Source organism: Streptomyces thermocarboxydovorans, from assembly GCF_039524635.1.
GTDB lineage: Bacteria > Actinomycetota > Actinomycetes > Streptomycetales > Streptomycetaceae > Streptomyces > Streptomyces thermocarboxydovorans.
Map to the genome: position 1 here is coordinate 108,070 of NZ_BAAAGU010000005.1, position 12,272 is coordinate 120,341.

Sequence of the window (12,272 nt, forward strand, 5' to 3'; positions counted from 1 at the left end):
GGTATGCGGCCGTCGCCGCCCGTCTCGCCTCGGCACCCCTGTCGTTCTCCGCCCGCGACCGCACCTCTCGCTCCCCTCCTTTCCCTCCTCGCCCCTGCGTACCCCTCCATGCTCCTCCGTCCTCCCGCGTCCTCGCGCGTCCTGCTGCGTAACGCCCACGGCCGCCCGCGTCACTGTCGGTGGCGGGTCGTATGGTCTGTGGTCATGGAGACGAGCACCGAGGACGCGCACCAGTGCGACGAGAGCGTGGTCATGCCGCGGGACGAGCCGGACGTGCCGGCCGGTGTCCCCGCCATACCGCCCGCCTCGCTGTCCCCCTCGCGTGCGAGCGACTTCATGCGCTGCCCGCTGCTGTACCGGTTCCGGGTGATCGACCGGCTGCCGGAGAAGCCCAGCGAGGCGGCGACCCGGGGCACGCTGGTGCACGCGGTGCTCGAGCGGCTGTTCGACGCCCCGGCGGCCGAGCGGACCGCGCCCCGGGCCAAGGCGCTGATCCCGGCCCAGTGGGACCGGCTGCGCGAATCCCGGCCGGAGGTCCTGGAGCTGTTCGCCGACGACCCGGAGGGCGAGCGGCTGGCGCGCTGGCTCGCGGAGGCGGAGGCGCTGATCGAGCGGTGGTTCACGCTGGAGGACCCGAGCCGGCTGGAGCCCGCGGAGCGGGAGCTGTTCGTCGAGGCGGAGCTGGAGTCGGGGCTCGTCCTGCGCGGCATCATCGACCGGGTGGACGTGGCGCCCACCGGCGAGGTGCGCATCGTCGACTACAAGACGGGCAAGGCGCCCCGCCCGGAGTACGCGGAGGACGCCCTGTTCCAGATGAAGTTCTACGCGCTGGTGGTGTGGCGGCTGAAGGGCGTGGTCCCGCGCCGGCTGCAGCTGGTGTATCTGGGCAGCGGCGAGGTGCTCACCTACGACCCGGTCCCGGCCGATCTGCAGCGGGTGGAGCGCAAGCTGCTGGCGCTGTGGGAGGCGATCCGCCGGGCGACTCAGACGGGTGACTGGCGGCCGAGTCCCACGAAGCTGTGCGGCTGGTGCGACCACCAGGCGCTCTGCCCGGAGTTCGGCGGTACTCCCCCGCCGTATCCGCTGCCGGTGAGGGCGGCCGGGTCCGGCGGGCCTCAACAGGGCAGAATGGGGCCGGACTAGCGAGAAGGAGACTTACGTGGCCATCCGCGTCCTACTGGTCGACGACCAGCCGCTGCTGCGTACGGGCTTCCGGATGATCCTGGAGGCCGAGCAGGACATCGCGGTCGTCGGCGAGGCCGGTGACGGCCTCCAGGCCCTTGACCAGGTGCGTGCCCTGCAGCCCGATGTGGTGCTGATGGACATCCGCATGCCGCGGATGGACGGGGTGGAGGCGACCCGGCAGATCACCGGCCCGGAGCGGAACGGCCCGGCCAAGGTACTGGTGCTGACGACGTTCGACCTGGACGAGTACGTGGTGGAGGCGCTGAAGGCGGGGGCCAGCGGCTTCCTGCTGAAGGACGCCCCGGCCAACGAACTGGTGCAGGCGATCCGGGTGGTGGCGGCCGGTGAGGCGATGCTGGCCCCGAGCATCACCAGGCGGCTGCTGGACAAGTACGCGACGCATCTGCCCTCGGGCGAGGAGCCGGTGCCGGACACGCTGCACACGCTGACCGACCGTGAGGTCGAGGTGCTGAAGCTGGTGGCGCGCGGCCTGTCGAACGCGGAGATCGCGGCGGATCTGTTCGTCAGCGAGACGACCGTGAAGACGCATGTGGGCCATGTGCTGACCAAGCTGGGCCTCAGGGACCGGGTGCAGGCGGCGGTGTACGCCTACGAGAGCGGGCTGGTGCGTCCCGGCGCGCAGTGACCCCGGGCTCGGGTGACGGCCCAAGTCACAACGCGTCAGGGCCAGGCGTCAGAACGAGGCAGGGCGCCCCTTCCCGTGCGGAAGGGGCGCCCTGTTGCCGTTGCCGGGCCGTGGCCCGCTCAGACCTCGCTCTTGCTGATCTCCCAGAAGCGGAAGACGGTGGAGGCGTCGAGGCAGTACTCGAGCCCGGCGACGCCGTCGCGGACGACCGCGTACTGCTTGCCCTGCCACACCGGGAGGACGGGCAGTTCGTCGGCGACGATGTCCTGGAGCCGGCCGAACTCCTGGTCGGTGGCGGAGCGGTCATCCTCGGCGGCGGTGCTGGGGATCAGCGTGCCGGTGATGGTGTCGTTCTCGTAGTTGTTGTTCAGGACGTTGCCCTTGCCGAAGAAGGGGGCGGTGAAGTTGTCGGCGTCGGGGTAGTCGGGCACCCAGCCCTTGACGTAGACGCCGTACTTGCCGGCCTCGATGTCCTTCTCGTACTGCTCGAAGTCGACGGACTTCATCTGGGCGTCGAACAGGCCGGAGTCGTTGAGCTGCTTGGCGATCGCGGCGAGTTCCTGGTCGGTGGCCGGGCCGTAGCGGGACGGGGTGGACCAGAGGGTGAGCTTCACCTTGCCGGTGATGCCCTCCTCGGCGAGCGCCGCGGCGGCCTTGGCCTTGGAGGGGCGGTCGCCGTAGGTGTCGAAGAAGGCGGTGTTGTGGCCGCCGATACCGGCCGGGATGATCGAGTACAGCGGGGTGGCGGTGCCCTGGTAGACGTCCTGGATCAGGGCGTCGCGGTCGAGCAGGTGGGCGATGGCCTTGCGCACGCCGAGCTTGCCGGTGACCGGGTGGTCCATGTTGAACACCAGGTGCTGGACCTCGGCGCTGCTGCCCTCTATGACCTCGATGGCGCCGGTGCCGTCGTCGGACTTCTCCAGGTCGGAGACGGCCTCGGCGGTGAGGCCTCGGTAGGCGACGTCGACCTCGGCGTTCTGCACGGCCTTCTTCAGGGCGTCCTGGTCCCCGTGGAAGAACCTCAGCGTGACGCCGGTGTTCTTGGGCTCGACGGTGCCCTTGTAGTGCTCGTTGACGGAGAAGACGGCTTCCTTGTCGGTGAAGGAGTCCAGCTTGTAGGGGCCGGAGCCGACCGCCTTGCCGTCCTCGCGCAGCCCGTTGGCGTCGTACTCGCGGTGGTTGACGATGGAGCCGGCACCTGAGGCGATCTTGCTCGGGAAGGTGGCGTCGGGCGTGTTGAGGCGGAAGACGACGGTCTTGTCGTCCGGGGTCTCCACCTTCTCCAGGCTCGGGAACATGATCGCCGGGCCGTCGGGGTCGTCGATCTTCAGCATGCGGTCGAAGGAGAACTTGACGTCCTTCGAGGTGAGCGGGTCACCGTTGCTGAACCTCAGCCCGTCCTTCAGGGTGCACGTGTAGACCTTGGTCCCGGTGCCCTGGAACGAGCATTCCTGGGCGGCCTCCGGCTGCGGTTCGGTGGCTCCCTTGGGGAAGCTGAGCAGCGACTGGAAGACGTTGTTGAACAACAGCCAGGAGCCCGGGTCGTAGCCCGAGGCGGGGTCGGTGGCGAGGACGTCGTCGGACATGCCGACGACGACGTTGTTGCCGTCGTCCCCCGAGTCGCCGTTCTCCGATCCGCAGCCGGTCAGCAGGCCGGAGGCGAGTACTGCCGCGATCGGCAGGACCCGCCACTGGTTGCGCAGGTTCACGTGTGTGCCTTGTCGTTCGTTGCTTCGGATCCCGGGCCACGTCCTCGCCCGGGACCAGGACGGTCCGTCAGCCGCTCACTCCGCGGCCGAGCTCCCACAGCTGGAGCGTGGAGGAGGAGTTGAGGGCGTAGGCGGTGCCGGTGATGTCGTCGCGGGCGGCGACGTACTGGTTGCCCTGCCACAGCGGCAGGACCGGCACGTCCTCGGCCACGGTGTTCTGCATCGCCGTCAGGCTTCCGGCCGCGGACAGCCGGTCGGCCTGGCGGCGCGACTGGGGAATCAGCTTCTTCTGGATCTCGGCGTTGGAGTACGGCGAGTTGAGGAAGTTGTCCTCGTCCAGGAAGGGAGCGAGGAAGTTGTCGGCGTCGGGGAAGTCGGGGAACCAGCCCATCCCGTAGACGTCGTACTTGCCCTTGAGCTCGGCGGGGCGGAACGTCGACCAGGGCTCGCCCTCGATGCCGGCCTTGAACAGGCCGCTGTCGTTGAGCTGCTTCTGGAGCTGCTCGAACTCCTTCTTGGTGGCCGGTCCGTAGTGGTCGGTGGTGTAGTGCAGCGTCAGTTCGACCGGCGTGGAGACGCCGGCCTGCTCCAGCAGGGCGCGGGCCTTGGCGGTGCTGGGCTCGCCGTACTTGTTGAAGAACGAGTTGGAGTGGCCGGTGACGCTGGCCGGGACCAGGGAGAACAGCGGCTCGGCCTGGCTGCCGTAGACCTTGGAGACGAGTTCGCCGCGGTCGACGATCTGCGCCATGGCCTGGCGGACGGCCTTGCTCTTGACCGGTCCCGCCTCGGTGTTGAAGCCCAGGTAGTGGATCTCCAGGCCGGGCAGCTCGACCAGGTCGATGTCGTCGTCGGCGTTGCCGGAGAGCTCCTTGATCTGCTCGGGCGACATCGTGCGGCTCATGACGTCGATGTCATTCTTCTCCAGCGCCTCGCCCATGGCGTCGGCGCTGTCGAAGGAGACCATCACGACCTTCTCGTTGTTCACCTTCAGAGCGCCCTTGTAGTCAGGGTTCTTGGTGAAGGTGGCGCGGACCAGCTCGTCGTGCTCGGCCTCGATGTCCACGGTGTAGGGGCCGGAGCCGTCGACCTCGAAGCCCTCGCGCAGCCTCTCCTTGGCGTAGTCGTCCGGGTCGACGATGCCGGCGACCGGGGTGGACAGCTTGTACGGGAAGGTGGCGTCGGCGGTCTTGAGGTGGAAGATGACCTCGCGGTCGCCCTGGGTCTCCACGGTGTCGATGGTGGACAGCAGGGCGGAGACGCCGCTGTCGGCCTTCAGGGAGCGGGCCCGGTCGATGGAGTACTTCACATCGGCGGCGGTGACGGGGTCGCCGTCGGCGAAGGTCAGGCCGTCGCGCAGGGTGCAGCTGTAGCGCTCGTTGCCGGCGTCGGTGAAGCCGCAGGACTCGGCCGCCTCGGGCACCGGCTCGCCCTCGCCGCGCGGCTGGACCATCAGCGTCTGCACGGTCTGGCGGAGGATGTTCCAGGTGTCCACGCCGTAGGCGTAGGCGGGGTCCAGGGGCGCGGGCGTCTCCTCGGAGGCGGTGAACCGGTCCGTGGTGCCGACGACGATCGCGTCGCCGTCGGTGCGCCCGCTCTCGGTGTCACCGCAGGCGGCGAGCACCGGTGCGAGCAGGCCGAGTGCGGCCGCAGGCACCAAAGTCTTCCGGTTCATGCTCGGGTTTCTCCACAGCTGTCGACTCCGTGTATCCGGCATGCAGGGGTGGCGCAGCGGACCACGGCGTTGGGGGCGATGTTCTCGCGATGAGGTTAGTCCGCACCCGCAGAAGGGTTCGCAGTCACCGGAGTTGGGCCCTCATCACGCAGCGGAACCGGGTGTGGACGCATCGGTAAAGGCGCCCCGGGAAGGATTCGTACAGCCGCCACCCAATCGGGACACAAGGGCACACCGGCGACCGCCGAAAAGGGGCGGACAGCACATGCCGCCCCCGCCGGCGGCCCCCGTGAACGTGGCGAAAATCACAGCAAAAACAGGGTCGGTGGTACTGGAAATCATCCGCGGTTGAGCGGCCGAATTTCCTCGCACAGATGTGCTGACGGCCATGGAGTGTCCGGGTGGAAATTACCTGCGCAAGGCCGGTTGCACGCTGGGTGAACGGTCAGAGCATTTCCGTCATCAGGCCATGCAGAAATGACAGGTTCACGACTTCCAGCGAGGGAACGACGGTACGGCCGGCGGCGGGCAGGATCGGCGCGACGGAGGGCACGGCGACGACCTGGCAGCCGGCCGCCTCGGCGGAGGCCACTCCGGTCGCGGTGTCCTCGACGACGGCGCACCGCATCGGGTCCGCGCCCAGCCCGGCGGCGGCCGCCAGGTAGGGGTCGGGGTGCGGCTTGGTGCGCGGGACCTCGTCGCCCGCGACCGACAGCGCGAAGTGGTGCGAGCCGAGGACGGACAGCACGCGGTCGATGATGCGCCGGTGGGAGGCGGAGACGAGCGCCGTGGGGATCTCGTACTCGCGCAGTTCGGCGAGCAGCCGGGCGGCGCCGGGCATCAGCGGCAGGGCCTGGCCGATGCGCTGCTCGAACCCGTCGTTGAGCAGCACCGTGAGTTCTTCGAGCGAGATGTCGGCGCCGGTCGCCTCGATCAGGAACCCCGCACTGCGGGTCATCGGCCCGCCGACCACGACATGGCGCCAGGATTCGTCGAGGGTGTGGCCGAGGGAGGCGAAGACCTCGCACTCGACGTCCCACCAGAAGCCCTCGGTGTCCACCAGCGTGCCGTCCATGTCGAGGAGCACGGCCTGCAGGGCGGAGCCCTCGGCCGTCCGGGTACCGAGCGCGGGGACCGTACTGGTCATCCACGTACCTCCTTCACAGGGACGATCAGGCCGGTTCCCCATGCGGGAACCGGCCTGCAGTGGACCGACCAGTGTACGTCGTGTGCCGGACGAACGCCTCTTGCCGCGCGGGGGCCCGCTGACGGGGCCCCGGCGGGCTCTCAGCGGGCGTTGAAGTACTTGGCCTCCGGGTGGTGGATCACGATGGCGTCGGTGGACTGCTCGGGGTGCAGCTGGAACTCCTCGGACAGATGGACGCCGATGCGTTCCGGCTGGAGCAGGTCGGCGATCTTGGCGCGGTCCTCCAGGTCGGGGCAGGCGCCGTAGCCGAGGGAGAAGCGGGCGCCCCGGTACTTCAGGGCGAACATGTCCTCCATCTCGGCGGGGTCCTCCCCCGCGAAGCCCAGCTCGGAGCGGACCCGGGCGTGCCAGTACTCGGCGAGCGCCTCCGCAAGCTGCACGGACAGCCCGTGCAGCTCCAGGTAGTCGCGGTAGGCGTTGGCCTCGAACAGCCGCGCGGTCTCCTCGCCGATGCGGGAGCCGACGGTGACGACCTGGAGGCCGACGACGTCCTTCTCGCCGGACTCCTCCGGGCGGAAGAAGTCGGCCAGGCACAGCCTGCGGCCGCGGCGCTGGCGCGGGAAGGTGAAGCGGGTGCGCTCGTTGCCCTGCTCGTCGAGGATGATCAGGTCGTCGTCCTTGGAGACGCACGGGAAGTAGCCGTAGACCACGGCCGCCTCCAGCAGGTTCTCCCTCTGGAGCTTGTCCAGCAGGCCGCGCAGCCGGGGCCGGCCCTCGGTCTCGACGAGCTCCTCGTAGGTCGGGCCCTCGCCGGTGCGGGCCTGCTTCAGCCCCCACTGCCCCTTGAACAGGGCGCCCTCGTCGATCCAGCTCGCGTACTCCTTGAGCTGGATGCCCTTGACCACGCGGGTGCCCCAGAACGGCGGGGTGGGCACCGGGTTGTCGGTGGCGACGTCGGACCGGACGTGCCCGGCCTCGGGGCGCTCCTCGACCTCGACGGTGGCCGCGCGGACGCGCCGCTGGCGCAGCTCGGGCAGCTTGGCGCCGGGCACGCCGCGCTTGATGCCGATGAGGGCGTCCATCAGGCGCAGGCCCTCGAAGGCGTCGCGGGCGTAGCGGACCTCGCCCTGGTAGAGCTCGTGCAGGTCCTGCTCGACATAGGCGCGGGTGAGGGCGGCGCCGCCGAGGATGACCGGGTACCGGGCGGCGAGGCCGCGCTGGTTCAGCTCCTCCAGGTTCTCCTTCATGATCACCGTGGACTTCACCAGCAGCCCGGACATGCCGATCACATCGGCCTGGTGCTCCTCGGCCGCCTCCAGGATCGCCGAGACCGGCTGCTTGATGCCGAGGTTGACCACGTTGTAGCCGTTGTTCGACAGGATGATGTCGACCAGGTTCTTGCCGATGTCGTGCACGTCGCCGCGGACGGTGGCCAGCACGATGGTGCCCTTGCCGGCCTCGTCGGTCTTCTCCATGTGTGGCTCGAGGTGGGCCACCGCGGCCTTCATCACCTCGGCGGACTGGAGCACGAACGGCAGCTGCATCTGCCCGGAGCCGAACAGCTCGCCGACGACCTTCATGCCGTCGAGCAGCGTGTCGTTGACGATGTCCAGGGCCTTGCGGGTCTTGAGCGCCTCGTCGAGGTCGTCCTCGAGGCCGTTGCGCTCGCCGTCGATGATGCGCCGCTTCAGGCGCTCCTCCAGCGGCAGCGCGGCCAGCTCCTCCGCCTTGCCCGCCTTCAGGGACTTGGCGGTGGCGCCCTCGAAGAGCTGCATCAGCTTCTGCAGCGGGTCGTAGCCCTCGCTCCGCCGGTCGTAGATGAGGTCGAGGGCGGTGCTGACCTCCTCCTCGCTGAACCGGGCGATGGGCAGGATCTTGCTCGCGTGCACGATCGCCGAGTCCAGGCCCGCCTTGACGCACTCGTCGAGGAAGACGGAGTTCAGCAGGATGCGGGCGGCGGGGTTGAGGCCGAAGGAGATGTTGGACAGGCCGAGCGTGGTCTGCACGCGCGGGTGACGCCGCTTGAGCTCGCGGATGGCCTCGATGGTGGCGACGCCGTCCCTGCGGGACTCCTCCTGCCCGGTGCAGATGGTGAAGGTCAGGCAGTCGACGAGGATGTCCTCCTCGCGGATGCCCCAGTTGCCGGTGAGGTCGGCGATCAGGCGTTCGGCGATCTCGACCTTCTTCTCGGCGGTGCGGGCCTGGCCCTCCTCGTCGATGGTGAGCGCGATCAGCGCGGCGCCGTGCTCCTTGGCGAGCCGGGTGACCTGCGCGAAGCGGGAGTCGGGTCCGTCGCCGTCCTCGTAGTTGACCGAGTTGATCACGGCGCGTCCGCCGAGCTTCTCCAGGCCCGCCCGGATGACGTCCACCTCGGTGGAGTCCAGCACGATCGGCAGGGTGGAGGCGGTGGCGAAGCGGCCGGCCAGCTCGCGCATGTCGGCGACGCCGTCGCGGCCGACGTAGTCGACGCACAGGTCGAGCATGTGCGCGCCCTCGCGGATCTGCTCGCGGGCCATCTCCACGCAGTCGTCCCAGCGGCCGTCCAGCATGGCCTCGCGGAACTTCTTCGAGCCGTTGGCGTTGGTGCGCTCGCCGATGGCCAGGTAGGAGGTGTCCTGGCGGAACGGCACCGACTGGTAGAGGGAGGCGGCGCCCGGCTCGGGCTGCGGGTCGCGCTCCGGCGGGGTCACGCCCCGCACCCGCTCCACCAGCTGGCGCAGGTGCTCGGGGGTGGTGCCGCAGCAGCCGCCGACCAGGGACAGGCCGTAGTCGTGGACGAAGGCCTCCTGGGCGTCGGCCAGGCCCTTGGCGTCGAGCGGGAAGTGGGCGCCGTCCTTGGTGAGGACGGGCAGGCCGGCGTTGGGCATGCACAGCAGCGGGATGCGCGAGTGCCGGGCGAGGAAGCGCAGGTGCTCGCTCATCTCGGCGGGGCCGGTGGAGCAGTTCAGGCCGATCATGTCGATGCCGAGCGGCTCCAGCGCGGTCAGCGCGGCCCCGATCTCGCTGCCGAGCAGCATGGTGCCGGTGGTCTCGAAGGCCATGGAGGCCAGCAGCGGCACCTCGGTGCCGGTCGCCTCCATCGCCTTGCGGGCGCCCAGGATGGACGCCTTGGTCTGCAGCAGGTCCTGGGTGGTCTCCACGATCAGCGCGTCGGCGCCGCCCGCGAGCAGGCCCTCGGCGTTGGCCTGGTAGCCGTCGCGGATGGTGCCGTAGTCGATGTGGCCCAGGGTGGGCAGCTTGGTGCCGGGGCCGATGGAGCCGAGCACCCAGCGGGTGCGGCCGTCGCGGGCGGCGTGCTCGTCGGCCACCTCGCGGGCGATCCGGGCACCCGCCTCGGACAGCTCGTACACCCGGTCGGAGATGTCGTACTCCGCCATTGCGGTGTGGTTGGCGCCGAACGTGTTGGTCTCGACGCAGTCGACTCCGGCGTCGAAGTACTCGGAGTGGACCGAACGGACGATGTCGGGGCGGGTCAGGTTCAGGATCTCGTTGCAGCCCTCGAGGTTCTGGAAGTCCTCGAGCGTGGGGTCCTGGGCCTGGAGCATGGTGCCCATCGCTCCGTCGGCTACGACCACTCGGGTGGCGAGCGCCTCGCGGAGTTCGGACACACGGGTCCTGCTGTCGGCGGTAGGGGTGGGCGGCAACGAGGCCATGAAAGGGGCTCCCTCAGGTGCGACGGCTGTCGGCTTTGCGCCTGCCCGGAAGTCACTGGGGGACTTCCCCGGCGCAGGCGCACGCCGTCAGGGTATCCGGGACCGCGCCCTGATGTTCAGAGCGTCCACGGGGCGGACGATGATGGCCGGCGGCGGCGTGTGCGGCAGATGACGCAACGGATCTCGCACGACCATTAGCGAGAGGTCGGCATGGACCGGTAGTGTTCGACATTGCCGAACAGCGGCAGCGACGTCGCACGTCGACGCTCGAAGGGGACGGAGGCAGTACGGCGATGGCACGGAACATCCAGTCGCTCGAACGGGCGGCGGCGATGCTGCGGCTGCTCGCGGGCGGCGAGCGACGGCTCGGTCTGTCGGACATCGCCTCGTCGCTGGGCCTCGCCAAGGGCACCGCCCACGGGATACTCCGCACCCTTCAGCAGGAGGGCTTCGTCGAGCAGGACGAGGCCTCCGGCCGCTATCAGCTGGGCGCGGAGCTGCTGCGCCTGGGCACCACCTACCTGGACGTGCACGAGCTGCGGGCGCGGGCGCTGGTGTGGACGGACGACCTGGCCCGCTCCAGCGGCGAGAGCGTCTATCTGGGCGTGCTGCACCAGCAGGGCGTACTGATCGTGCACCACGTCTTCCGGCCCGACGACAGCCGGCAGGTGCTGGAGATAGGCGCCATGCAGCCCCTGCACTCCACGGCGCTGGGCAAGGTGCTCTCCGCCTACGACCCGGTGGCGCACAGCGAGGCGATCGAGGCCGACCGCAAGGCGTTCACCGAGCGGACCGTGTGCGACCTGAACGCCTTCGAGAGCATCCTCGACCTCACCCGGGCGCGCGGCTACGCGGCGGACGTGGAGGAGACCTGGGAGGGCGTCGCCTCCATCGCGGCGCCGATACACGACCGGCGGCGCATGCCGGTGGGCGCGGTGGGCATCACCGGCGCCGTGGAACGGGTGTGCCGGACCGACGAGGAGGGAGCGCTGCGCCCCGAGCTGATCGCGGCGGTGCGGGACTGCGCCCGCGCCGTGTCGCGGGATCTGGGCGCCGGGCGCTTCTGAGCGGGCCCGGCGCGTACGGGGCCACTGCGGGGCACGAGGACCGGAATGCCGTACGGCGTTCCGGCTCCGGCCGCACCCTGAGACGGATATACCGGGCCCAGGGTGACAGGTTCCACCCGTAGATCAATAACTCACGGCAATCAATAACGATCGCACTTTCGATAACCAGACTCTTGACGCACGTCTTACGCCGGGCAAGACTCCCGTCCATCGGTCGGCATTGTCGAACACCTACCGGCAATACGCGCTAGAGTGTGGCAACGCCAAGGGCCGGCTTCGCTCTCACCCCTCGAGGGCGCCGCTCCCCGGTGGGACCCGGGGGTCGGCTTCCCTGGACGTAAGGACAAAGGAGTCGCGGGTGTCCAGCTCCGACATCTTCATCGGCGAGACCATCGGTACCGCCATACTCATCCTGCTCGGCGGCGGCGTGTGTGCCGCCGTGACGCTGAAGGCCTCCAAGGCCCGTAACGCCGGCTGGCTCACCATCGCCTTCGGCTGGGGCTTCGCCGTCATGACGGCGGTGTACATCGCCGGTCCCATGTCCGGCGCACACCTCAACCCGGCCGTGACCGTGGCTCTCGCCATCAAGGACGGCGAGTGGTCGAACGTTCCGACCTACTTCGCCGGAGAGTTCCTCGGCGCGATGATCGGTGCGGCACTGGTCTGGGTGGCCTACTACGGCCAGTTCCACGCCCACCTCACCGACAAGGAGATCGTCGGCGGTCCGGGGGCGCAGGCCACCGCCGCCAAGTCGGTCGAGGCCCAGGAACAGGGGGCGGGCCCGGTGCTCGGCATCTTCTCCACCGGCCCGGAGATCCGCCACGCGGTGCAGAACCTGGCCACGGAGATCATCGGCACCGTCGTTCTGCTGCTCGCCGTGCTCACCCAGGGCCTCAACGCCGAGGGCAACGGCCTCGGTGTCCTCGGCGGTCTGATCACGGCGCTCGTGGTCGTCTCGATCGGCCTGTCGCTGGGCGGTCCGACCGGCTACGCCATCAACCCGGCCCGCGACCTCGGCCCCCGCATCGTGCACGCCCTGCTGCCCCTGCCCAACAAGGGCGGCTCCGACTGGGGCTACGCCTGGATCCCGGTGGTCGGTCCGCTGATCGGCGGCGCCATCGCGGCCGGCATCTACAACGTCGCCTTCGCCTGAGCTTCAGTAGAAGCGCCGTACGCAAAGCCCCGTAACCAAG

At 69.6% G+C, this 12,272-nt stretch carries 8 protein-coding genes; 4 read left to right on the forward strand and 4 right to left on the reverse strand.

The genetic code is table 11. The features are described from left to right. The first annotated feature begins 204 nt into the window (after positions 1-204). Both ABD198_RS03630 and ABD198_RS03635 read left to right on the forward strand, forming a co-directional pair. Complete coding sequence (locus tag ABD198_RS03630; protein WP_425580405.1) at positions 205-1,143, forward strand: RecB family exonuclease; 939 nt, start codon at positions 205-207, stop codon at positions 1,141-1,143. Positions 1,144-1,159: 16 nt separating this feature from the next. Beyond that, the gene (locus tag ABD198_RS03635) at positions 1,160-1,831 is read left to right on the forward strand and encodes a response regulator (RefSeq protein ID WP_343997844.1); all 672 of its coding nucleotides are present in this window, start codon (positions 1,160-1,162) and stop codon (positions 1,829-1,831) included. A 119-nt stretch (positions 1,832-1,950) separates the two neighbouring features. On the opposite strand, the gene ABD198_RS03640 is transcribed toward ABD198_RS03635, so the two are convergent. From ABD198_RS03640 to metH, 4 genes are all read right to left on the reverse strand, one after another. Next, positions 1,951-3,540, reverse strand: a complete 1,590-nt coding sequence (locus ABD198_RS03640; RefSeq protein WP_343997845.1) for an ABC transporter substrate-binding protein — start codon at positions 3,538-3,540, stop codon at positions 1,951-1,953. A 67-nt stretch (positions 3,541-3,607) separates the two neighbouring features. Continuing rightward, entirely contained in the window at positions 3,608-5,212 is a 1,605-nt protein-coding gene (locus ABD198_RS03645) for an ABC transporter substrate-binding protein (protein WP_343997846.1), read from the reverse strand. A 445-nt stretch (positions 5,213-5,657) separates the two neighbouring features. Next, positions 5,658-6,359 carry an HAD family hydrolase gene (locus ABD198_RS03650; protein ID WP_343997847.1) on the reverse strand — a complete coding sequence of 234 codons (702 nt, stop codon included), beginning with the start codon at positions 6,357-6,359 and terminating at the stop codon, positions 5,658-5,660. A 140-nt stretch (positions 6,360-6,499) separates the two neighbouring features. Then, positions 6,500-10,012 carry a methionine synthase gene (gene metH / locus ABD198_RS03655; protein WP_343997848.1) on the reverse strand — a complete coding sequence of 1,171 codons (3,513 nt, stop codon included), beginning with the start codon at positions 10,010-10,012 and terminating at the stop codon, positions 6,500-6,502. A 293-nt stretch (positions 10,013-10,305) separates the two neighbouring features. Here metH and ABD198_RS03660 point away from each other — a divergent pair, with 293 nt between their 5' ends. After that, positions 10,306-11,079, forward strand: coding sequence for an IclR family transcriptional regulator (locus tag ABD198_RS03660; protein ID WP_343997849.1), 774 nt, complete (start codon positions 10,306-10,308; stop codon positions 11,077-11,079). Positions 11,080-11,437: 358 nt separating this feature from the next. Next, positions 11,438-12,232: an MIP/aquaporin family protein gene (locus ABD198_RS03665; protein ID WP_343997850.1), complete on the forward strand. Its 795-nt coding sequence runs from the start codon at positions 11,438-11,440 to the stop codon at positions 12,230-12,232. The last annotated feature ends 40 nt before the right edge of the window (positions 12,233-12,272 follow it).